A 21002-nucleotide genomic window follows, 5' to 3' on the forward strand; every position below is an offset into this window, starting at 1 on the left:
TCCGGAACATGACCCGTCACACCGTGGCCCCCAAAGGACAAGGCGGCCGCGGCGCCTTCCACCGGATCGCCGACGCGGTGCGCGCCGCCGCCCCCGGCGACGTGGTGGTGATCGCCCCGGGCACCTGGACCGAGGCCGTGGTGCTGGACCGCGCCGTCGTGCTCACGGCCGAGCACGGCCGCGGCAGCGTCGTGCTGGCCGCGCCTCCCGGGGACCGGCCCGCGCTGACCGTCGACGGCCCGGACTGCGCCGTGCACGGCGTCACCGTGTGGGGCGCCGACGACGGCGCCCCCGCGATCGCCGTCTCGCCGGGCGCCGGGCTGGTCCTGGAGGACTGCGCCGTCGAGGGCGGCCGTATCCAGGCCCGCGGCCCGGAGGACGAGGAGAGCGGGACGACCGCCCTGATCCTGCGGCGCTGCCGCCTCGAACGCGCCCGGCTGGCCGGCCTGCACCTGGCCGGGGCGGTCCGCGCCCGGGTGGAGGACACCAGCGTCACGGGCGTGGACGGCACGGGCGTCGTGCTGTCGGGCACGGCCCGGCTGGACGCGGCCCGGCTGCGCCTGGACCGTACGACGGGATCGGGCGTCCGGCTGCGCGGCAGCGCACGCCTGCGGCTCGCCGACTCCACGCTGACCGGCACCGGCCGGGCCGGGCTGCTGCTGGAGGAGGCCGCCGAGGCCACGGCCGGCGAACTGCGGATCGAGTCGCCCGGCGCGGCCGGTGTGCACGTGACCGGAACGGCGCGCGCCGAGCTCACCGACTGCCGGATCCGCGGCGCCTCCGCCAGCGGGGTGGTCGTCCAGGACAACGGCGTGTTCAACGCGCAGGGCTGCGCCGTCGCCGACGCCGGCGCCAACGGGCTGCTGGTCACGGGCGCCGCGCAGGCCCGCCTCGCGGACTGCCGGATCGACCGCAGCGCCTTCAGCGCCGTCCACCTGTCCGGCACGGCCACCGGGCAGCTGACCGACTGCCTCGTCCGCGACTGCGCCGAGCACGGCGTCCACGCGGCGGGCGAGGCCCGCCTCGACCTCGCGGACTGCGGGATCAGGAACGTGGGCATGACCGGCGTCGCCGTGGACGAGCAGGCCGTGGCGACGGTCACCGGCTGCCGCATCGACGACGTCGCGACGGGCATCGGCGTCGGCTCGGCCTCCGAGAGCAGGGTCGAGCACACCACGGTCACCGGCACCAAGGACATCGGGGTGCGGGTCGCGACCGGTGGTACCGCGGTCCTCACCGGCATACGGGTCACCGGGGCGGGCGCGGCGGGCGTCGTCGTCGACAAGGGAGCCGAAGCCACCGTCAACGGCGGCTCGGTGGAGGACTGCGCGGGCTCCGGCGTCGTCGTGTGGACCGGGGCACGGCCCACGGTCGCGGACCTGCGCATCGACCGGCCCGCCAAGAACGGCGTCTTCCTCGCCGAGGGTGCGGGCGGCACCTTCACCTCCCTCGACGTGTCCGGCTCCGGGTTCCCGGCGCTCCACGTGGGCGCGGGGGCGGACCCCGTACTCCGGCACTGCCGGATCCGCGACTGCGCGGACGCGCTCGGCACGGACGAGGGCGCGGCCCCGCAGCTCGACGACTGCACCGCGGACGGCGTCCCGCTGACGTTCGGGGAACCCGCGGCCGCCCCGGCGGTGCGCGCCGCCCCGGGCGTACCCGGCGCCCCGCCGGCAGGGACGCGCCCGCCGGCCACCGCCGACGAGGAGGAAGCGCCCGAGGAGACCCTGGAGGACCTGCTGGGCGAGCTGAACGCCCTCGTCGGCCTCGACCGCGTCAAGCGCGACGTCGGCTCGCTGGTGAAGCTGATGCAGACGGTCCGGCGCCGTGAGGAGGCCGGGCTGCCCGCCCCGCCGCTCAGCCGGCACCTGATCTTCGCGGGCAACCCCGGCACCGGCAAGACCACCGTGGCGCGCCTGTACGGTCGGCTCCTGAAGGCGCTCGGACTGCTGCGCGAGGGCCACCTCGTGGAGGTCGACCGTACGGCCCTGGTCGGCGAGTACGTCGGCCACACCGGCCCCAAGACCACCGCCGCCTTCAACCGCGCGCTGGGCGGCGTGCTCTTCATCGACGAGGCCTACACCCTCGCCCCGGTCGGGGCCGGGAACGACTTCGGCACGGAGGCCGTCGGCACCCTGGTCAAGCTCATGGAGGACCACCGCGACGACGTCGTCGTCATCGCGGCCGGCTACCCCGGCGACATGGACCGCTTCATCAGCTCCAACCCGGGCCTGTCCTCCCGGTTCGGCCGCACGCTCCTCTTCGAGGACTACGCCGCGGACGAACTGGTCTCGATCGTCGAGTACCAGGCCGCGGAGCACCAGTACGAACTCACCCCCGCCGCCCGCGAGGAGCTCACCCGCCTCTTCGAGCTCCTCCCGCGCGGCGAGGGCTTCGGCAACGGCCGTTCCGCGCGCCAGATGTTCCAGGAGATGACCGAACGGCAGGCGCAGCGCGTCGCCGAGCTGGACGACCCGACCCCGGACCAGCTCATGGCCCTGCAGGACCAGGACCTCCCCCAGCCCGCGAACCGCGGCTGACCGCCCGGGGCCGCGTGGCGGTCCGGCGCGCGTGTCCGGGCCGCGGGCCGCTCGTGGTCCTGGCGGCCCAACGACCTCGCGCGGCCCGTGGCGGCGTCAGTCGCCGGGGGCGGGCGCGGCGGGGGCCAGGCGCGTCTCCGTCCGGGCCACCACCTGCTCCTGGGCGCGGCGGCGCGCGGCGGAGAGCCTGCGGTCGAGGACGAAGACCGGCAGGAGCCACGCCCAGCCCCACACGACCAGCCCGTGGGCGAGGTCGACAGAGCGCAGCAGCGCGTTCGTGCCGTAGGCGAGGACGGCGGCGGCCGCCCAGGCAGGTGCCCGGTGCCGGGCGAGCAGTCGCAGGGGCGCCTTCGCCGGGCCGGACAGTTCGGCGAGCGTGGCCGCCAGCACGGCGGCCCGGTGGTCCTCCGGCCGGCCCCGCGACCATGCCTCGGCGCGGTGCCGGGCCTCCTCCGCCGTGCTGTCGCGCAGGGCGTGCGCGAGGTCGTCGCTCTGCGCCTGGGCGCTGCCCTGCTCCAGCCGGGCCCGCCTGCATGCGGACGTCCTCCCACCACGAGCGCTGCGACCATCGCAGAGCCGCCTGGGCGCGCTCGGTCTCCGGGGCGTCGGGTGCGAGGCGCTCGAGCCGTTCCAGCAGGGTCCGAGCGCGGGCGGCCCGCCCGGGGTGCTCGAACGCGTCGGCGGCGAGGCAGAACCCGGCGTACCCGGCGAGCAGTCCGAGGTGGTCCGGGGCGAGTTCCAGTCCCGCCCGGAAGGCCTTCTCCGCCTCGTCGTCGTGGTCGTCCTCGTCCTCGCCGACGTGCCCGAGGGCCAGCCAGCAGTGGAGGTCGGCGGACGTGGGGTCCTGCCGCAGCCCTTCCCGGGCGGTCCTGCGCACCGCCGCGTGGCCGCCCGCGGCGTGGAGGTCGGCGCAAAGGCCCAGGTACTCGTCCGTCGTCGTCATGTGTCCCGCCCCTGAATTCGTGCACCCCGTTCGGGGCCGCACCACTGTGTGGCATGCGAACGCGCACGTCAACGCGGATTCGGGGCTTCGGGGCGGGGCGTCCTACAGGTCGAGCACCACGTCCGTGCGCGGCTGCGAGCAGCAGATGAGGGCGTTGCCCTCGGCGGGTTCGTCGACGGGCTCCGGCGCGTATGCGACACCGCCCGTCAGGACCTGGGTCTCGCAGGTGTGGCAGACCCCGGTGCGGCACGACCAGCGGGTCGGCACGTCGCACGCCTCCGCGAGTTCGAGGAGCGTGCCGTACGCCGGGTGCCACGGCACGCTCAGGCCGCTGCGGGCGAAGGACACCGATGGACCCGTCGGCTCGCCGGGAGGGGCAGCGGGCGGGTGCGGGGTGCGGGCCGTCGCGTCGACCACGCCGGGGTTGATCGAGGACAGCGCGCCGAAGGTCTCCCGGTGGATGCGGTCCGCGGCCAGTCCCCCCGCTGCCAGCGCCTCCGCCATGTCGTCCATGAAGCCCTGCGGTCCGCAGATGTAGGCGTCCGCGTCCGGCGGCAGGTCCAGCGCGGCGATCCGCGCCGTGTCGAGCCGGCCCGCCCCGGTGTAGTCGGCGCCCGCACGGTCGCTCTCGCGCGGCCTGCTGTAGGCGATGTAGGCGTGCGCGCCCGCCATCTTTCCCACCAGGGCCCGGGACTCCGCGGCGAACGGATGGCTCTCGCCGTCGCGTGCCACGTGCAGCCACCACACCTCGCGCCGGCCGCACGCGTCGGCCAGCGCGTACAGCATCGCCATCACCGGTGTGGCGCCCACCCCCGCGGACAGCAGCACCACCGGCGTGTCGCCCTCCCCGAGGACGAATGTGCCGCGCGGCGCGGCGACGTCCAGCAGGTCGCCCTCCCGCACGTGCCGCCGCAGGAAGCCGCTGCCCGCGCCGTGCGGCTCCTGCTTGACGCTGATCCGGTACTCCGCCGCGCCGGGCCGCCCCGACAGGGAGTACGTGCGGATCAGCGGCGGCCCGTCGGGGTCCGGCCGCATACGGACGGTGAGGAACTGGCCCGGCATTCCGGCCGGCAGCGGACTGCCGTCCTGAGCGGCCAGCGTCAGCGAGAAGATGCTGCTGCTCTCGTCCCGGACCCGGGCCACCCGTAGCGGGCGGAAGCCCGGCCACGCCGGGGGAGGGGCCGCCGTGCCGGTCAGCCCGGGGTTGCCCGCCGCGCCGCCACCGTCCCCCGCCGGGGCGTCGAGCAGCGCCCGCATCGAGGCCTGCCACCCCGGGCTCAGCGCCGGGATGCGCAGGGCGCGCTCGACCTGGTCCCGGGGATGCCCGGGCAGGTACAGCAGCGCGTCGATGTCGGCAACGGTCATCGCCTCCGGCCCGGTCCCGAGCTTGACGATGTCGTCGCCCGCGGCGACCTCGCCCTCCTCCAGCACCCGCAAGTAGAAGCCCGGGCGCCGGTGGGCCACCAGCAGCGCGGCCATCCTGGGCTCCGCCATGCGCATCCCGACCCGGTAGCAGGTCACGCGCGGCTGCGTGACCTCGAAGACCGCGCCGCCGATGCGGTACCGGTCCCCGATGCACACCTCGTCGTCGGGCAGCCCGTCCACGGTGAAGTTCTCGCCGAAGTTGCCGAAGGTGAGGTCGTCCCGCCCGAGCTCCTTCTGCCAGTGGCGGTACGAGTCCAGCTGGTACACCAGCACCGCCCGCTGCTCGCCGCCGTGCCCGCCGAGGTCGCCCTGCCCGTCGCCGTCGATGTTGAGCCGCCGGACCATGCGCGGCCCGGAGACCGGCTCCTTCCAGACGCCCGTGTACGTCGTCCGGCCCTGCCACGGCACGTTCTTGGGCATACCGACGCTCACGGCGACCAGTGTGGCCATGCGCCATCTCCCTCGTAGCGCGAGCCCCCGCCTCCCGGCCACCGTATTACGCCCGTCGTGCCGCGCAACCCGGCCGAGGGGACGGTCCCCGGCGCCCCGGGGCGGGCGGTGCCCCGCGATCACCACCGCCTAGGGTGGGGATCCCGGCCCCGGCCGGGATTGCGGGCGGGCACGACGGTGTTGACCCACCCGACAGCCGCCGGCCCCTCGATGGACGGAGACCAGCACCACCCATGTCCACCACCGTTGATCACGCCCACGCCGCGGAGTCCGACGGCGAGCCCGCCCGGGCCGACGCGGCACCCGCCCTGGACAACCCGGTGTGGGCCGCCCTCACCGGGCCGCACGCCGGTTTCGCCGAGGTCCGCGGCCGAGCCGCCCGCTACCGGTCCGACGTGTCCGTCTTCGCGGGCCTCGCCGACCCGGCCGACCCCGCCGCCTGGGACGACCTGGCCCAGCTGCTCGGCCCAGGCGGTACCGCCCTGGTGACCGGCTCACCGGTGATCCCCGAGGGCTGGGAGGTCGTGGAGGGCGGCGAGGGCATGCAGATGGTCGACACCGCGCTCCACGCCGAGCACGCCCCGGAGGCCGTACGCCTCGGCCCCGCCGACGTCGACGACGTCATGGACCTGATCGCCCGCACGCGGCCCGGCCCCTTCCTGCCGAAGACCCTCGAACTCGGCACGTACCTCGGCATCCGGAAGGACGGCCGGCTGATCGCCATGGCCGGGGAGCGCATCCAGCCGCCCGGCTGGACGGAGATCAGCGCCGTCTGCACCCACCCGGACCACCGCGGCCGCGGCCTGGCGACCCGGCTGATGAGCGCCGTCGCGGCGGGCATCAAGGAGCGCGGGGACACCCCGCTGCTGCACGCCGCCGCGAGCAACACCAACGCGGTACGGCTCTACGAGTCGATCGGCTTCAGCCACCGCCGCCGCACCCTGTTCCTGCTGGTCCGCGCACCCGGAGCCCGGGCCTAACCCCGGTCGGTCCGCTTCTGGTGCTCGCCCGCCCGGGCGGGGGCCGCGGGGCGGACGGTTGCGTCGGCGGTGCCGGCGGCCAGTGAGCCGAGCAGGGCCAGCGAGCGTGCCGCCTCCGATCCGGGCTCGGCGTGGTAGATCACCAGGACCTGGCCCTCGGCGCCGTTGACGCTCAGCTTCTCCCGGTACAGGTCCATGTCGCCGACCTGCGGGTGCCGCATCCGGGCGATCGCGCCCTCGCGCCGGTGCACGTCGTGGCGCGCCCACAGCATCCGGAAACGGTCGCTCTTCAGCGAGAGCTCGCCCACGAGCGCGGCCAGCCGGGGGTCGTCGGGGTCGGGCCCGGCCACCGCGCGCAGACTCGCCACCGCGTTCACCGTCGCGGTCTGCCAGTCCCGGTGCAGCTCCCGCTCCTCCGGGTCCAGGAACGCCGCGCGGAGCCGGTTCACCCCCGGCACGTTGTTCGGCGACAGTGCCCGCGCCAGGGCGTTCGCGGCCAGGACGTCGAGGTACTTCCCCTGTACGAGCGCCGGCATCGGCAACTGCCCGAGCAACTGGAGGACGTGGCCCGGCACCTTCTCCTGCGCGGGGCGCCTGGCCCTGCGCGGCTTGGGTCCCACCAGCCCGATCAGGTACGCCGTCGCGTCGGCGTCCAGCCGCAGCACACCCGCGAGCGCCTCAAGGACCTGCACGGACGGATTGCGGTCCCGCCCCTGCTCCAGCCGGAGGTAGTAGTCCGAGCTGATGCCCGCGAGCATGGCGACCTCCTCGCGCCGCAGCCCCGGCACGCGCCGCAGCCCACCGCCGTTGAGGCCGACGTCCTCGGGCCGTACGAGTTCCCGCCGGGCCCGCAGGAAGTCACCGATCACATTCGAGGCGTCCATGCGCCCCACGCTAGTTCGCCCCCCGCCCCCGTGCCTGGCCCTGCCGCCCCCAGGAACGGCCCGCCGGTGACCGTCCGGGAGGATGGCCGCATGGCTGACGGGAACTCGGGCCTCGCCCGTGGGGACGTGCTCGACGAAGGACGTGCCCTGGCGCTGATCGGCGCCGCGTCCACTGTGGAGCGCCTCCCCGTGGGTGGTGCGACGATGATCATCGGCACCGCCGGGACGCTGATCATCGTGGCGGCGGGGGACGTACCGGGGCGCAGCGGTGTGTGGAACGCCCAGGAGCTTCGTCTGCTCGGCCCCGCACCGGCATCGGTGCTGGAGCGGCTCTGGGAGTGGGCCGGCTTCCATCTGCTCGTCCGCGTGGACGAGGGACTGCTCTACCTCGGCACGGGCCACGCGGAACAGATCGGTTCACACCTTCCTCCCGGCGGCACCGCGTACGAACTCGACGACTGCAAAATACGACCGGAGACGCCCCTCGGCCGGGCGCTGCTCCAGCGGGTCCGCCCGCCGCACCCCGTCGCGACCCGCCCCGGCCTGGAGTGGCTGGACCATGTGAACGGCGACCGTGCCCTCGCCCTGGAGCGGTTCGTCACGGGCTGGTACCCGGCCACCGCCGACGACGGGGAACCACCGGTCGTACCTGGCGGCTGCGCGGACCTGCCCGGAGGGCTCGGGCAGCTCTACCGACTGGCCGCGCGGCGTCCCGGCGTCCTGGGCGTCCAGAACCGCATGGTCGAAGACCCCGGCCGGGAGACCGACGTCTGCGGCGACATGCGTGTCCTCGGCGTCGAGAACCAGGGAGGGTTCCGCTGGTCCACGCTGTGGACGCCCGGCGAGCCCGAGGACGACCCCACCGTCTGGCACCGAGTGGACGACGAACCGCCGGTCGCCGAGAACGAACCCCTCAGCGGCTTCCTCCTCCAGTTCTCGCTCTACGAGGCCGCGATGGGCGCCGACTATGTGGCGCTGGCACACGGAATCAGCGGAGCCGAGGTCGAGCCGCTCACCCGGGAACTGCGCCCGGTTCCCCTCCGGCCCCTGGAGCCCAGGTCGGCCAGGCGTTTCCACGTGGCACCCGGGCTCGTCCTGAGCGTTTCGAAAGGGTGGAGGGAGAACGCGTACGACGTTCGGGCCGGAGCCACCGACCGCGGCGCTCTGGGGCCCCTGGCCCACGACGCCGTCGACTGGCTGCACTTCGACGGGTGACCCCGCGCCGTGCGGAGATCAGGCGCCGGCCTCCAGGCACAGCACCGGTACGCGCTGGACGAGGTTGTTGGCGAAGCCGCCGCGGTTCCAGGGCTGTTCCGGCGGCTGGGTGTGGCCCTCCGCGTCGGTGGCGCGGACGCTGAGCACGTGGTGGCCGGGCGTCGCCTCCCAGGTGGTGTGCCAGTGCCGCCAGGCCCAGGGGTGGCCCTCGTCGGCGAGTGCGGCCGCCTGCCAGGTGTGGCCGCCGTCCGTGCTCGTCTCGACGCCGACGACCGGCGCGCGGCCGGACCAGGCCCGGCCCTCCAGGCGCTGCGGGCCCGGCCGGACGACACGGGTGCGCGTCATGAAGTCGGGGAAGCCGGGCGGCACCATGAGGGCGCGCGGCGCGATGCGGGTCACCGGCTCGCCCGGCTCGTCGGGCTCCTGCCGGAAGCGGTACGCGACGGACTGCTGGAAACCGGTGAACGGCGTGTCCGTGAGCGTGATGTCGCGCAGCCACTTCACGTGCGCCATGCCGTACCAGCCGGGGACGACCAGGCGGACGGGGTGCCCGTGCTGCGGCGGCAGGGGCGCGCCGTTCATGGCGTACGCCACCAGGACCTCGGGGTCCTCGGCGGTGGCGGCCGCGACCGTGAGCGAGCGCTGGTAGTCCTGTTCGACCCCGCGCTCCACGCCGTGGTCGGCGCCGGTGAAGACCGCCTCGACGGCGTCGGGCTCCACGCCCGCCTCCCGCAGCAGCGTGCGCAGCGGCACGCCCGTCCAGTCGGCCGTACCGACCGCCTCGGTCAGCCAGGGCTGGCTGACCGGGCGCGGGGTCAGTCCGGCGCGGCCGTTGCCCGCGCACTCCATGGTGACCCGGTGCGTGACGGCCGGATACCGGCGCAGGTCGTCCACGGACAGGTCCAGCGGGGTACGGACCCTGCCGCCGACGGTGAGCCGCCAGGTCCTGGCGTCGGCCGGCGGGATGTCGAAGTGGACCAGTACGTAGTGCAGGCCGGGCGGCGTGACGTCGTAGCGCAGGGCCTCCAGGGGGAGCGCGTGGTTGCGGGCCGCCAGGCCCAGTTCGTCCATGCCGATGCCCTCGGCCGGGTCGGCCAGCCGGGACGCGGCGCTCACGTGCGCGATGTTCGGATCATCCACCCCACCAGTGTGCCCCGGCAGGTCAGTGCCGGGCACGGTCGAGCAGCGCCCGCAGCACTGGACGCCGCGGCGACTCGCGGGGCAGGGCGCGCAGCGTCGCCTGCAGCAGGTCGACGTCGCCGTGGTTGCCGGGCCGGTCCAGCCAGTCGAGCAGCAGCCTGGCGTCGCCCCGGTCACGCAGGGCGCGACGCAGCCCACAGTGGAGTTCCTCGCGCGCGTCGACGATGGCCGGGGCGTCCGAAGCGGGCAGCAGCGCCCCGGGGTAGCGGGCCAGGGCCCGGCGGTGGGCGCCGCGCGCGAGGAGGGCCCGGACCTCGTCCGCGTCCGTGGTGGCCGGCAGCAGCAGCCGGTACGGGCGCGAGCCCAGCACCTGCGGGCCGAGCAGCCGGCGCAGCCGCGACATCTCGGCCCGCATGGTGACCCGGGCCGATTCGTGCTCGTGCAGCCGGACCGCCAGCGCGTCGGCGCCCAGCCCGCGTGGATGCCGGGCCAGCAGGAAGACGATCTCCGAATGGCGAGGGCTCAGTTCGACCGTGCCGTACGGGGAGGTCAGCTGTGCCCGGTCACGGGCCAGCACCTCCAGCCGGGCCGTCGCGGTCCCCGCGGCCGGTGCCGATCCCGGGGCGGCCGGCAGCACGCCGCGCAGCCGCAGCAACCGCAGTTCGGCCTCCGCCGCCGCCACGGTGGCGCGCACCAGGGCCAGGGCGTGCGGCGCCGCGATGTGGTCGCCGCCGGTCAGGTCGATGACGCCGATGACCGCGCCGGTGTCCGGGTCGCGGACCGGGGCCGCCGAGCAGCTCCACGGGTGCACCGGACGGATGAAGTGCTCGCCCGCGTAGATCTGCAGGGGCCGCCCGAGCGCGACCGCGGTGCCGGGTGCGTTGGTGCCGGCCGCGTCCTCGGCCCACTCCGCGCCCTCGACGAAGCCGATCCGTTCGGCCCGCGCGGCCAGCCCCGGGGTCCCCTCGACCCACAGCAACCGGGCGTGCTCGTCGCCGACCGCCACCAACTGGGCGCTGTCCTGCGCCGGTTCGACGAGCAGGCTGCGTACGACGGGCAGCACCGCCGCCATCGGGTGCTGCCGCCGGTAGTCCCGCAGCTCCGCGGCGCCGAGCCCGGGGGAGCGGGGGCCGTCGGCCTCCGGGTCCACGCCGCGGCTGAGCGAGCGCTGCCAGGAGTCGCGGACGACGTCGCGCACCGGGCGCGGGGGGCGACCCGTCGTCAGGAACTCCTCGTGGGCGCGCGCCACGTCCCGCCGCAGGAGGTCCGGATCGGTTCCCGGCGGCCAGGCCGCGTAGGACGCCGCGTACGAGACAGTCATGGCCGTCCCCGGAAGTAGGCACGGACCGGTGCCCGGCGGCACCGGGTGGGGTGCTGCCGAGTGTAGTTCCGCGGTGGCGCTCCGCCGCAACCCTGTTGCAACCTTGCGTGTCCTACGGTCGCGCCGAACGCCGTCCGCAACGGAGCGGGTGGCACGCAATGGGAGGCCGCCCCATGACCCGGTACGCCAACCCCGGCTCCGACGACGCGATCATGAAGTACCAGCCCCGCTACGACCACTGGATCGGCGGCGAGTACGTGCCGCCCGCCCGCGGCGAGTACTTCGAGAACCCGACCCCGGTCACCGGGGAGACCTTCACCGAGGTCGCCCGCGGCACCGCCGAGGACGTCGACCGGGCCCTCGACGCCGCCCACGCGGCCGCGCCGGCGTGGGGCCGTACGTCGGTGACCGAGCGGGCCAATATCCTGAACAAGATCGCGGACCGCATGGAGGCGCACCTGGAGGAACTGGCCGTCGCCGAGAGCTGGGAGAACGGCAAGCCGGTCAGGGAGACCCTCGCCGCGGACATCCCGCTGGCCATCGACCACTTCCGCTACTTCGCGGGTGCCATCCGCGCCCAGGAGGGCAGCCTCGCCGAGATCGACGACGACACCGTCGCCTACCACTTCCACGAGCCCCTGGGCGTCGTCGCGCAGATCATCCCCTGGAACTTCCCGATCCTGATGGCGACGTGGAAGCTCGCCCCGGCCCTCGCCGCGGGCAACGCCGTCGTCATCAAGCCGGCCGAACAGACCCCGGCCTCCATCCACTTCTGGATGAGCCTGATCGCCGACCTGCTGCCGCCCGGCGTGGTCAACATCGTCAACGGCTTCGGCGTCGAGGCCGGCAAGCCGCTCGCCTCCAGCCCGCGCGTGGCCAAGGTCGCCTTCACCGGTGAGACGACCACGGGCCGGCTCATCATGCAGTACGCCTCGCAGAACCTGAGGCCCGTCACCCTGGAGCTGGGCGGCAAGAGTCCCAACATCTTCTTCGACGACGTCTCCAGCGCGGACGACGACTTCTACGACAAGGCGCTCGAGGGCTTCACGATGTTCGCCCTCAACCAGGGAGAGGTCTGCACCTGCCCGTCCCGCGCGCTGATCCAGGGCGGCCACTACAACGCCTTCCTCGAGGCGGCCGTCACCCGCACCGAGAAGATCGTCCAGGGCCACCCGCTGGACATCTCCACCATGATCGGTGCCCAGGCCTCCAACGACCAGCTGGAGAAGATCCTCTCCTACTTCGACATCGGCCAGCAGGAAGGAGCCAAGGTCCTCACCGGCGGCGAACGCGCCGACCTGGGCGGCGAACTGGCCGGCGGCTACTACGTCCGGCCGACCATCCTCGAGGGCGACAACCGCATGCGCGTCTTCCAGGAGGAGATCTTCGGCCCCGTCGTCGCCGTCACCTCCTTCGGCGACTTCGACGACGCCATCGCCACCGCCAACGACACCCTCTACGGCCTCGGCGCCGGCGTGTGGACCCGCGACGGCAGCACCGCCTACCGCGCCGGCCGCGCGATCCAGGCGGGCCGCGTCTGGACCAACTGCTACCACGCCTACCCGGCGCACGCCGCCTTCGGCGGCTACAAGCAGTCGGGCATCGGCCGCGAGACGCACAAGATGATGCTCGACCACTACCAGCAGACCAAGAACCTGCTGGTCAGCTACTCCCCGAAGAAGCTCGGCTTCTTCTAGGACGCCGCGTGAGGGGTGCCTGGCCCGGCCGGGGCCGGGCACCCCTGTCAGGTGTGGGTGAGGCGGACGCAGGCCGCGGCGACTTCGCGGAGGTCGCCGGTGCGGCGCAGCAGGTCGCGTTGGACGCGGGCGCCGTTGCCGGTCTTGAGGAGCCCGGCGAGGGCGTCCTGCGCGGGGACCAGGTCGCCGTTGTCCTCCAGGGCGTCGCGTACGAGGTCGAACAGCGCGCGGACCACGGCCTCGGCCGGGGCGGGCTCCATGGTCACCGGGTGGACCAGGCGGCCGTCGATGCCCTCGCGGGCCGCCCTCCAGGTCGCCAGCCGCAGCAGGGCCACGCCGTGCGCTGACGGCGGCTCACCGGCCCGCCACGCGCGGGCCGCGGTCTCCACCAGCGCCCGCACCAACGTCGCCAGCAACGCGGTCACGGACGCGTCCAGGCACACGTCCGCGACGCGGACCTCGACGGTCGGGTAAGCGTGCGACAGCCGGGCGTCGAAGTACACCATGCCCTCATCGCGGAGGGCGCCGGTGGCGATCATGGCCCGCACCTGCTCGTGGTAGGCGGCGGCGGAACCGAACGGTTCCACCGGCCCTGCCGACGGCCACCTGCCCCACACCCGGCTGCGGTAGCTCGCGTAGCCGCTGTCCCGGCCCTGCCAGAACGGCGAGTTCCCGCTGAGCGCCAGCAGCACCGGCAGCCAGCAGCGGATCCGGTCCAGGACCGCGACGCCCTCCTCGTCGGACTCCACCGACACATGGACGTGGCAGCCACAGGTCAGCGTCTCCTGCGCGGTCAGCCCGTACCGCTCCCGCAGCCACCCGTACCGCTCCCCGGTGCTCAGCTGCGGGCTCACCGGCAACGGCGACGTCGCCAGCGCCGCGACCGCGCCACCGGACTCCTCGGCGTGCCGTGCGGCCTCCGCCCGCCACCGCACGATCTCCGCCGCCAGGTCCTCCATCCGCGACTGCGGCCGGGTGGCGAACTCCACCTGCTGACGCTGCAGTTCCGCCTCGAACACCTGGCCGCCCGCCGTGCCGTCACGACCGGCCGACGCCAGCACCGCCGTCGACAACGCCCGCGGCTCCCCGGACTCCGCGTCCAGCAGCAGGAGTTCCTCCTCCACACCGACCGTGCGCAACGCTTCTCCTTCCCGGCAGCCGCGGGGGACGCGGACGCGCCTCAGGCAAGCACCGAATCGTCCTCCGGCCGGGCCCCCGGCAGCCGCAGCCGCGCCGCGATCAGCGCCGTGGCGACGTCCCGCGTGCCGGTCGCCACGCACAGCGTGTACGAGACGTCCGCCATCCGGCGGCGCACCTCGGGGTCCCCAGCGTCGAGCATCCTCAGCGTCTCGTAACGGTCGACCAGGTCGTTCAGCACGGCGGGGTGGGCCAGCAGCACATCGTCCTCCTGCGGGGTGGTTCATGGGATCAAGCCGCGTACCTGGCTGCCGCCTACCCCGGCTTCGGCCGGGCACGCAGGAGGAGCGCGGTGCGGGATCAGCGGCGGGTCCGCTCCGGCAGGGCGGTGACGATGATCTCGCGGGTCGCCGTGCTGTCCTCGACCGTGCGGAACCCGGCGAGGGCCAGCGCGTCCAGCACCGCCCTGTGGAGCGGGCGGCGGTGCGCCCCGGCCGGATGCCGCGCCGTCACATCGGTGCCGAGGAGGGTGCCCCAGCGCACGACCACGCCCCGCGGCCCCGCCTCCACGACGGGACGGTCCTCGCCGCCCGCGTGCCGTGCGAGCGGCAGGCCCGCGTCCAGCAGGGCCAGGCACACCGCCGTGTACAGGCGCCGGACGTCCGCGCCGAGCCGGTGGGCCGACGGGCGGGACGGGGTGAGCGCGCCGCGGTTGCCGGTGAGGTCGAGCAGCCGCAGGACGGTGTCGCTCGCGACGGTCACGGTCAGCGTCCGGTGCGCGGCCATGGCGCGGTTGCGCAGCTCCAGCAGGGCGTTCAGTCCCGCCCCGTCGCAGTCGGTGACGTCGCGCAGGTCCAGGTCGAGGCCGTCCCCCGCCTCCAGGGCGGCGAACAGGGCGCGGCGCACTTCCGGCGCGGTCGCGGCGTCGAGCTCGCCGATCAGGACGGCCTCGGTGCGCGCGGCGCCGTGGGGACCGAGCAGCATGGTCAGGCGCGTATGGGACTCATGCTGCCCGGCGAGTTCGGGTCCCGCGGGGACGGAGTGCACCCGCAGATCGGGAAACCGGTCCGACATGCCGTACCTCCTGCACTTTCGCTGCTCGCCGGTGCGTGCACCATCTCGGCGTGGAGTGATCGGAAAACGTGAACGACACCCGGAGGCCCGCATGAACATTTCCGGGCAAAAGGGTGACATCGGCATGATATGTGCTGGAGGGCGGGTTGGCGCCCGGTGTGCCGGGCGCGTCCGTCCGCGCGTCGCGGCGGGGCCGCCCGCACGCCCGGTCGGCGGTCGTACGCGGGCCGTACGGGGGCGGGGCTCAGGGATCAGAGCGGGCGGCAGCGCGGCGCTGCCCGTCACGGCGGGCGTCGTGCCACCTGTCGGTGGGAGGCCGGCCCCGCCACAGAGCCGGCCCTCCGGGAGTCCGGTTCCGAGAAGCCACACGGATCGGGACGCCCACCACGCTATGTGCCACCACTGACAACCGGCGCGTGCGGCGACGTCCTCCTCATGGGCGGTGGCAGCCAACGACGGGAGGGGCCGAGGGGAGTTCCCGGTAGGGCGCCCGGCTCAGCGGGAGACCGCCGGCGCGACGTGAACCTCAGCCGGGCCAGACACCGGTGAGACGCCGGGTGGCGGTCGCGCCCGCGCGGTCGACCGCCGCCTTGACGAAGGCGAAGATCGCGCCCTGGAGCGCCGCCGCGGTGAGCACCTCGGCCCAGGAGCGGTCCTCGTCGGTGGCGTCGGGCGCGTCCTGTTCGTGGCCGAGGGTCTTCCAGGCCTGCTTGAACAGCGCGCCGGCGATCAGCCCGGAGACCGCGCCCAGGGTCAGTCCCACGGGCTTGTAGACGATTTTCGACGCCTTCACCCGCGCCTCCTCCTGGCGCGGCGCACCAACAGCAACACCCCCATCGCCGCGCCGGCGCCCAGCAGGGGCGCGCGATGGGACCGCGCGGCGCGTGCGGTCCGGCCGGCACGTGCTCGTACCGCCGGGGCCTTCGTGCGGGCCAGCCGCCCGGCGCGCACAGCCTGGAGCCGCATCCGCCGGGCCGCCTCGACGGCCTTGTCCCGGGCCGGCTCCGGGGTCTTCTCCCGGACCAGCTCGCCTATCCGGGACGCCGCCTCGTGCGCCTTGGCGCCCGCCTGGCCGGCCCGGCCCGCCAGCCGGCCCTTGACATCGGTCTTCGCCGACAGCGCCGCGACGGTGCGGCCCAGTTCCTCGCGCGTCGCCTCGACGCGCTCACGCAGTTCGTCGGTCGTCGGTGACTTGTCGCTCGTCATCGGTGTGCCCTTTCCTTGAGTTCCGCGATGTCGGCCTTGACGCTGTCGATGGTGGCCTCAGGCGCGGGCGGGGCCGCCCGGCCGAACTGCCTACGGCCCGCCGCGGCAAGTACCGCCGCGACCAGGGCCAGGACCCCCGCGACGACCAGCGCCGCCGCCCACACCGGCAGCGCGAGCGCCAGGGCCGCGACGGCGGCGGAGCCGAGCCCCTGCAGCGCCAGGACCGCGAAGAGGCCCGCCCCGCCGAAGAGTCCGCCGCCCAGGCCGAAGCGCCGGCCCTTCCGGGTCATCTCCGCCTGGGCCAGCCGCATCTCCTCGCGTACCAATCGCGACAGTTGCTCCGACGCGCGGGACACCAGTTCGCCCACCCGTTCGTCACCGCCGCCGCGGTGCTCGGTCGCGCTCACGGGCCGTCACCTGCCTCCGTCTGTTCCGCGGTCCGTCTTCCGTTCGCCCCCTCACCACGCGCCTTCCCGCTCCGCACCGGCTCACGCGCGATCACCCTCCTGACGTGACATCAGACCCTGCCGGACGATGATGCGTTCGGCAGGATGGGGACCATGAAGACAACCTCCACGCCGCAGCCGGGTTCGTCCTGCCGGGGCTCCGCCCTGTCCCTGTGGTCCAAGGACTCGGTACTCTCCATCGGTTCGGTGGGCTCCGTGCTCTCCATCGGTTCCGTCGGCTCGGTGCTGTCCGTCGGCTCGGTCGGCAGCGCCCTGTCCGCGGGGTCCATCGGTTCGGCCCTGTCGCTGCTGTCGACCGGTTCGTGGCTGAGCGTGGGCTCACTGCTGTCCGCCGGGTCGCGCTGGTCGGTCCTGTCCTGGCGCTCCTCGCACGGTTTCCGCTCCGCTGGCACGGCAGCCGCCGTGGCCGGAGCGGCCGCGCTCGTGCTGCTGGCCCGTTCGGCGGGGGACCCGCCAGCGGAGTGATCACAGGCCCGCCCGGCGTGCCGCGCCAGGGCCCGGGCGGGGTCCGGGGGTTTGGATGGGGGCGGCCGCCGACCGGTGGCCGTCGCATCCGACCTGGAGGCCGTCGTGCGTGTCCGCCCTGTCGCTGTGTCCGTCCTGTCCACGGCGATGCTCGTGGCCGCGGCGCCCTCCGTACGGGCCGCGGACGGCTGGACGCCGCACCGCGACGGCGGCCGCAGCGTACGGCTCGCCGTGTACGACTCCGGGCGCGTCGGCCACGCCCTGATCACCGTCCACCGGGTCGGGCGCGGCTGGGAGGTCGACGCCCTCGTCACCAAGGAGGTCGACGACCCGGGCTGCATCTACCTCGCCACCGACGACGGTGAGGACGGCGGCCAGGGCCGGGAGATCGGCGCCCAGTGCGGCTCCGCCGACACCACCACCCGCATGATCAGCCACACGGAGTTCCGCCGGCTGGTCCTCGGCTGGGTCGACGGTGACGGCGTCCCCGTCAGCCGGCGCAGCGTCAGGCTCTGACGGCGTGCGCGGTGTCCCCCGGTGTCCGCGACCTCGCCGGAACCGCTGGCCCGCGACCGTAGCGATGGGGTACGACTGCACGATGGACTGCGAGCGTTGCCTGGAACCCGTGATCGAGGGCCCCGAGGGCGGCTACGTGTGCGGCCTGTGCCTGTTCACGGTGGAACCCCCCGGGTACAACAAGCGCCGCGAGGAGGGGCTGCGGGCCGTCGCGGCCGAACGCCGCCGCCGTACTTCGGAACGTCGCGCCCGCAAGGGGCTGCCGGTCTGAAAGGTGCCCATCCGGCACTCCGCGGACCTGCTGCCCGACCCGGAGGCCATGGCCTGGCCGGCGCCACGCCCTCCCGCCGAACGGCCTCGACGCGGGCGCGCCCTCGGGATCGGGCGCCGCGCCCCGCGCTGCCGGCGCCGGGCCGTACGGCGCCGGCTCGCCGACCGCCGACTGCATGTCTCCGCACGCAGCAGATCTTCGGCAACGTCTCGCGCTACCTGCTGCCCGCTTTCCCGCTGTTCGTGCCGCCCGCGCCGGCCCTCGCCCGCACCCGGCCCGCCGCGCGGGCCACGCTGCTGGGGTTCGCCGCGCTGGCCTCCGGCTCGTACGCCGGATACGTGCTCTTCGAGCCGGGCGTTCCGTAGCCCGCGGCCATGGTGGTGATCCAGCCCTCGCCCGAGCCCGGCGGCGACCACCACGTACGCGAGCACGACCGCGTCGACGGGCCCCCGGGCAGCCGGGCGGCCCGGCATCCGTGACCCGGATTCTCGGCGGGACGTTAGATCTGGGCGCCGGACCTTGTCCGGGCGAGGCGCGGAACCCCGTGCTCTGGGCACCTCGCCCCGTCCCCCATCAGGGCCTTTCCCTCTGGAGCCGCCGATGTCGCCGACTTCCGCCATGCCCGCGTCCCCGTCCGCCGAGCAGCGCGGCAAGCGCCGCCTCGCCCTCGTGGGAGGGTCGCTGGGCAATCTCGTCGAGTGGTACGACTGGTTCGTCTACGCCAGCTTCGCCCTCTACTTCGCCGACTCCTTCTTCCCCGGTGACAACCCGACCACCCAGCTGATGAACACCGCCGGCATCTTCGCGGTCGGCTTCCTCATGCGTCCCGTCGGGGGCTGGGTACTGGGGCGCGCCGCCGACCGGCACGGCCGCAAGAGCGCGCTGACCCTCACCGTCACCATGATGTCCGTCGCCGCCCTGCTGATCGCGATCGCCCCGACGTACGGTCAGGCCGGCTACGCCGGCGCACTCGTGCTGCTGCTCGCCCGGCTGCTGCAGGGCATGAGCATCGGCGGTGAGTACGCGGCCAGCGCGACCTACCTCACCGAGGCGTCGGCCCGCAACCGGCGCGGGCTCGGCTCGTCCTTCCAATACGTGTCGATGACGGCGGGACAGCTCCTGGGCCTGGCGATCCTGATCACGCTCCAGCACGTGCTGACCACGGACCAGTTGTACGACTGGGGCTGGCGCGTGCCCTTCCTGCTGGGCGCGGTCTTCGCCCTCGTCGTCTTCTGGATCCGGCGCAGGCTCCAGGAGACCGACGCCTTCGCCGAGGAGGCCGGCACCCAGGACGACGCCCGCGGCTCGCTCCGGCTGCTGTGGCAGCACCGGCGTCAGGCGCTGCTGGTCATGGCGCTCACCCTGGGCGGCACCGTCGCGTACTACACCTACACCACCTACCTCACCAAGTACCTCATCGGCAGCGCCGGCATGGCCAAGAACACCGCGACGCTGGTCAGTTTCACCGCGCTCTTCGTCTTCGCGCTGCTCCAGCCCCTGGCCGGTGCGCTGTCGGACCGGATCGGCCGCCGGCCGCTGCTGATCACCTTCGCCGTGGGATGCACCTTCGGCACCTACCCGATCATGACGGCGCTCGGCTCGGCCTCCTCGTACTGGCCCGCGCTCGGCCTCTCGCTGCTCGCGCTGGTGATCGTCACGGGCTACACCTCGATCAACGCCGCCGTGAAGGCCGAACTGTTCCCCACCCGGGTACGGGCGCTGGGCGTGGCGCTGCCGTACGCGATCGCCAACGCCCTGTTCGGCGGCACCGCGGAGTACGTGGCGCTGTGGTTCAAGGACGCCGGTCACGAGTCGGCCTTCTTCTGGTACGTCTCGGCGTGTGCGCTGGTCTCCCTCGTCACCTACGTCCTCATGCCCGACACCAGGAACGCCGCGCTCAGCCGTGCCGAGGAGGCGGCCGGCGACCCGGCGCCGCGGGCCGCGCGGTCGCCGGCCGAGGGTGTGGTGCCGCAGGCGTAGTACCGCCCCCACCGAGGTGTGCGGCTCCCGATCCCGGACACGGCGCCGGGATCGGGAGCGCGGCGGTCGGTCAGCGGCGGACGACCTGCGGGGCTATGTCCTCGGTGAACGTCCCGCCCTCGGAGGACTTGGCGGTGAGGGCCTTGGCGGGGGTGGTGCCGCAGAAGGCGGCTTCCAGCGTGCCGCCGAGGATGGTGTTGACGGTTCCGTTGTTGGAGGTGTTGGCCATGGACGTCATGCTGCGCTTGCCGTCGGCGGTGGTGAACGCGTAGGTGTAGAAGCCCTGGACGGTGCCGGTGTGGCCGTACACGGTGACGCCGCAGGACAGCTTCCTGGCGCGCAGGCCCAGCCCGTAGGACTGGGTGCCGTCGGCGTTGACCGGGACCATGGTCATCATCTGCTGCAGTTGGGCGGCGGGCACGAGCGTGCCGGAGACCAGCGCGGAGAAGAACCGGTTGAGGTCGTTGGCGTTGGAGATGACCGCGCCGGCGGACTGCGCCCAGGAGACGGTCTGTTCGGTGGAGTCCACCAGCGGCAGCGTGGTGTCGTCGGGGCGCAGGTAACCGTGGGCGTAGGAGCCGGAGATGGTGGTCTGCGGGTGGACGTAGGTGGTGTTCTTCAGGTTCAGGGGCTCGAAGATGCGCTGCTGGTACTGGGTGGCCATGGGCACGCCGGTGACGTGCTCGATGAGTTGCCCCAGGACGACGAAGTTGGTGTTGGAGTAGCTGTAGGCCGCGCCGGGCTCGTTGGTCGGCTGGTGGGCCGTCGACAGGTCGATCAGTTCCTGGTAGGTGAACACCTTGTTCCGTACCGATTCGAAGCCCGGGACGGTGAAGTAGAACATGTCGTTGGTGTAGTCCCACAGGCCGCTGCGGTGGCTGAGCAGATGCCGCACGGTGATCCGGTCGTCCGGCAGCGGCTGGGCCAGGTAGGTGTTCGCCGGTGCGTCCAGGTCGATACGCCCCTCGGCGACCAGTTGCATCAGCACCACCGTGGTGAAGGACTTGCTGACGCTGCCCACCCGGAACCGGCGGTCGGCGTCCATCGCGGTGTGGGCGACGGTGTCCGCCTGGCCGGAGGAGATGCGGTAGCTCGTGCTGCCGGAGTCGATACGGGTCAGCGCCCCCGGGGCGCCGTTGGCCATCGCCTGCTTCTGCACGGCCAGGACGGCGCCGACGGAAGGGGCGGGCAGGGATGAGGTGGCGGCGCCGGCGGGGGAGGCGGCCAGGACGGCCGTCGCGGTGCAGCCTGCGAGCACGATGCCCGCGTTCTTGATGCGCATGGTGGACTT

Annotated in this window: 21 protein-coding genes and 1 pseudogene; 10 read left to right on the top strand and 12 right to left on the bottom strand. The window is 74.1% G+C overall.

The features are described 5' to 3' along the window. The first annotated feature begins 8 nt into the window (after window positions 1-8). Complete coding sequence (locus tag ABZ312_RS12230; RefSeq protein ID WP_500356459.1) at window positions 9-2540, top strand: right-handed parallel beta-helix repeat-containing protein; 2532 nt, start codon at window positions 9-11, stop codon at window positions 2538-2540. A gap of 96 nt (window positions 2541-2636) precedes the next feature. Here ABZ312_RS12230 and ABZ312_RS12235 read toward each other — a convergent pair whose 3' ends face one another. Continuing rightward, a complete protein-coding gene (locus ABZ312_RS12235) occupies window positions 2637-2930 on the bottom strand; it encodes a hypothetical protein (protein ID WP_500437504.1) in 294 nt (97 codons plus the stop codon). Between ABZ312_RS12235 and ABZ312_RS12240 the strand changes: the two genes are divergently transcribed. After that, a complete protein-coding gene (locus ABZ312_RS12240; RefSeq protein ID WP_500437506.1) occupies window positions 2917-3498 on the top strand; it encodes a hypothetical protein in 582 nt (193 codons plus the stop codon). The two genes, ABZ312_RS12235 and ABZ312_RS12240, sit on opposite strands and share 14 nt — an antisense overlap. Before the next feature lie 87 nt (window positions 3499-3585). On the opposite strand, the gene ABZ312_RS12245 is transcribed toward ABZ312_RS12240, so the two are convergent. After that, window positions 3586-5358 (bottom strand): MOSC domain-containing protein, encoded by a 1773-nt coding sequence (locus ABZ312_RS12245; RefSeq protein WP_500329370.1) that lies wholly within the window; start codon window positions 5356-5358, stop codon window positions 3586-3588. Between the two features lie 233 nt (window positions 5359-5591). Between ABZ312_RS12245 and ABZ312_RS12250 the strand changes: the two genes are divergently transcribed. Continuing rightward, the gene (locus ABZ312_RS12250) at window positions 5592-6338 is read left to right on the top strand and encodes a GNAT family N-acetyltransferase (RefSeq protein WP_500437508.1); all 747 of its coding nucleotides are present in this window, start codon (window positions 5592-5594) and stop codon (window positions 6336-6338) included. Here ABZ312_RS12250 and ABZ312_RS12255 read toward each other — a convergent pair. Then, window positions 6335-7222: a helix-turn-helix domain-containing protein gene (locus ABZ312_RS12255; protein WP_500437510.1), complete on the bottom strand. Its 888-nt coding sequence runs from the start codon at window positions 7220-7222 to the stop codon at window positions 6335-6337. The two genes, ABZ312_RS12250 and ABZ312_RS12255, sit on opposite strands and share 4 nt — an antisense overlap. Window positions 7223-7312: 90 nt before the next feature. Here ABZ312_RS12255 and ABZ312_RS12260 point away from each other — a divergent pair, with 90 nt between their 5' ends. Next, window positions 7313-8437 carry a hypothetical protein gene (locus ABZ312_RS12260; protein WP_500437512.1) on the top strand — a complete coding sequence of 375 codons (1125 nt, stop codon included), beginning with the start codon at window positions 7313-7315 and terminating at the stop codon, window positions 8435-8437. Window positions 8438-8455: 18 nt separating this feature from the next. Here the strand turns inward: ABZ312_RS12260 and ABZ312_RS12265 are convergent, their stop codons facing one another. Both ABZ312_RS12265 and ABZ312_RS12270 read right to left on the bottom strand, forming a co-directional pair. Continuing rightward, window positions 8456-9508 (bottom strand): sulfite oxidase, encoded by a 1053-nt coding sequence (locus ABZ312_RS12265; RefSeq protein ID WP_500437607.1) that lies wholly within the window; start codon window positions 9506-9508, stop codon window positions 8456-8458. Between the two features lie 91 nt (window positions 9509-9599). Continuing rightward, complete coding sequence (locus tag ABZ312_RS12270) at window positions 9600-10898, bottom strand: GAF domain-containing protein (protein ID WP_500329374.1); 1299 nt, start codon at window positions 10896-10898, stop codon at window positions 9600-9602. A gap of 173 nt (window positions 10899-11071) precedes the next feature. Here ABZ312_RS12270 and exaC point away from each other — a divergent pair, with 173 nt between their 5' ends. Next, window positions 11072-12595: an acetaldehyde dehydrogenase ExaC gene (gene exaC / locus ABZ312_RS12275; RefSeq protein ID WP_499509404.1), complete on the top strand. Its 1524-nt coding sequence runs from the start codon at window positions 11072-11074 to the stop codon at window positions 12593-12595. Between the two features lie 47 nt (window positions 12596-12642). Here exaC and ABZ312_RS12280 read toward each other — a convergent pair whose 3' ends face one another. From ABZ312_RS12280 to ABZ312_RS12305, 6 genes are all read right to left on the bottom strand, one after another. Beyond that, on the bottom strand, window positions 12643-13734 hold the full coding sequence (locus ABZ312_RS12280; protein WP_500437513.1) for a glutamate--cysteine ligase: 1092 nt from the start codon (window positions 13732-13734) through the stop codon (window positions 12643-12645). Between the two features lie 41 nt (window positions 13735-13775). Beyond that, window positions 13776-13994 (bottom strand): DUF5133 domain-containing protein, encoded by a 219-nt coding sequence (locus ABZ312_RS12285; protein WP_500329376.1) that lies wholly within the window; start codon window positions 13992-13994, stop codon window positions 13776-13778. Between the two features lie 98 nt (window positions 13995-14092). Beyond that, complete coding sequence (locus tag ABZ312_RS12290; protein WP_500437515.1) at window positions 14093-14806, bottom strand: STAS domain-containing protein; 714 nt, start codon at window positions 14804-14806, stop codon at window positions 14093-14095. Window positions 14807-15332: 526 nt separating this feature from the next. Next, a complete protein-coding gene (locus ABZ312_RS12295) occupies window positions 15333-15599 on the bottom strand; it encodes a DUF4235 domain-containing protein (protein WP_500329378.1) in 267 nt (88 codons plus the stop codon). Further along, entirely contained in the window at window positions 15596-16012 is a 417-nt protein-coding gene (locus ABZ312_RS12300) for a DUF3618 domain-containing protein (RefSeq protein WP_500437517.1), read from the bottom strand. The genes ABZ312_RS12295 and ABZ312_RS12300 overlap by 4 nt, the downstream gene beginning before the upstream one ends. Next, entirely contained in the window at window positions 16009-16419 is a 411-nt protein-coding gene (locus ABZ312_RS12305; protein WP_500437519.1) for a phage holin family protein, read from the bottom strand. Before ABZ312_RS12305 ends, ABZ312_RS12300 begins: the two co-directional genes overlap by 4 nt. A gap of 153 nt (window positions 16420-16572) precedes the next feature. Between ABZ312_RS12305 and ABZ312_RS12310 the strand changes: the two genes are divergently transcribed. The 5 genes and pseudogenes from ABZ312_RS12310 to ABZ312_RS12330 all read left to right on the top strand — a co-directional run bounded on the left by ABZ312_RS12310 (window position 16573) and on the right by ABZ312_RS12330 (window position 19711). Continuing rightward, on the top strand, window positions 16573-16944 hold the full coding sequence (locus ABZ312_RS12310) for a hypothetical protein (protein ID WP_500329381.1): 372 nt from the start codon (window positions 16573-16575) through the stop codon (window positions 16942-16944). Window positions 16945-17049: 105 nt separating this feature from the next. Continuing rightward, window positions 17050-17460, top strand: coding sequence for a hypothetical protein (locus ABZ312_RS12315; RefSeq protein WP_500329382.1), 411 nt, complete (start codon window positions 17050-17052; stop codon window positions 17458-17460). A gap of 82 nt (window positions 17461-17542) precedes the next feature. Continuing rightward, window positions 17543-17731, top strand: a complete 189-nt coding sequence (locus ABZ312_RS12320; protein ID WP_500329383.1) for a hypothetical protein — start codon at window positions 17543-17545, stop codon at window positions 17729-17731. A 179-nt stretch (window positions 17732-17910) separates the two neighbouring features. Continuing rightward, window positions 17911-18096, top strand: a pseudogene (locus ABZ312_RS12325) (hypothetical protein); the annotation flags it as partial. 253 nt (window positions 18097-18349) lie between these two features. Then, entirely contained in the window at window positions 18350-19711 is a 1362-nt protein-coding gene (locus ABZ312_RS12330) for an MFS transporter (protein ID WP_500329413.1), read from the top strand. A 70-nt stretch (window positions 19712-19781) separates the two neighbouring features. On the opposite strand, the gene ABZ312_RS12335 is transcribed toward ABZ312_RS12330, so the two are convergent. Next, window positions 19782-20993: a serine hydrolase domain-containing protein gene (locus ABZ312_RS12335; RefSeq protein ID WP_500437521.1), complete on the bottom strand. Its 1212-nt coding sequence runs from the start codon at window positions 20991-20993 to the stop codon at window positions 19782-19784. Between the last annotated feature and the right edge of the window lie 9 nt (window positions 20994-21002).

This window comes from Streptomyces sp. NPDC006207 (assembly GCF_040613835.1).
In the GTDB taxonomy this organism is placed as follows: Bacteria; Actinomycetota; Actinomycetes; order Streptomycetales; family Streptomycetaceae; genus Actinacidiphila.

What these genes read in the sequence shown, in the direction of transcription:
- ABZ312_RS12260 (WP_500437512.1), top strand. Translation starts at nt 7,313, where the DNA reads ATGGCTGACGGGAACTCGGGCCTCGCCCGTGGGGACGTGCTCGACGAA.
- ABZ312_RS12265 (WP_500437607.1), bottom strand. Translation starts at nt 9,508, where the DNA reads ATGGACGAACTGGGCCTGGCGGCCCGCAACCACGCGCTCCCCCTGGAG.
- ABZ312_RS12330 (WP_500329413.1), top strand. Translation starts at nt 18,350, where the DNA reads ATGCCCGCGTCCCCGTCCGCCGAGCAGCGCGGCAAGCGCCGCCTCGCC.
- ABZ312_RS12290 (WP_500437515.1), bottom strand. Translation starts at nt 14,806, where the DNA reads ATGTCGGACCGGTTTCCCGATCTGCGGGTGCACTCCGTCCCCGCGGGA.
- ABZ312_RS12320 (WP_500329383.1), top strand. Translation starts at nt 17,543, where the DNA reads ATGGACTGCGAGCGTTGCCTGGAACCCGTGATCGAGGGCCCCGAGGGC.
- ABZ312_RS12310 (WP_500329381.1), top strand. Translation starts at nt 16,573, where the DNA reads ATGAAGACAACCTCCACGCCGCAGCCGGGTTCGTCCTGCCGGGGCTCC.
- ABZ312_RS12335 (WP_500437521.1), bottom strand. Translation starts at nt 20,993, where the DNA reads ATGCGCATCAAGAACGCGGGCATCGTGCTCGCAGGCTGCACCGCGACG.
- ABZ312_RS12300 (WP_500437517.1), bottom strand. Translation starts at nt 16,012, where the DNA reads ATGACGAGCGACAAGTCACCGACGACCGACGAACTGCGTGAGCGCGTC.
- ABZ312_RS12255 (WP_500437510.1), bottom strand. Translation starts at nt 7,222, where the DNA reads ATGGACGCCTCGAATGTGATCGGTGACTTCCTGCGGGCCCGGCGGGAA.
- exaC (WP_499509404.1), top strand. Translation starts at nt 11,072, where the DNA reads ATGACCCGGTACGCCAACCCCGGCTCCGACGACGCGATCATGAAGTAC.
- ABZ312_RS12250 (WP_500437508.1), top strand. Translation starts at nt 5,592, where the DNA reads ATGTCCACCACCGTTGATCACGCCCACGCCGCGGAGTCCGACGGCGAG.
- ABZ312_RS12230 (WP_500356459.1), top strand. Translation starts at nt 9, where the DNA reads ATGACCCGTCACACCGTGGCCCCCAAAGGACAAGGCGGCCGCGGCGCC.
- ABZ312_RS12270 (WP_500329374.1), bottom strand. Translation starts at nt 10,898, where the DNA reads ATGACTGTCTCGTACGCGGCGTCCTACGCGGCCTGGCCGCCGGGAACC.
- ABZ312_RS12245 (WP_500329370.1), bottom strand. Translation starts at nt 5,358, where the DNA reads ATGGCCACACTGGTCGCCGTGAGCGTCGGTATGCCCAAGAACGTGCCG.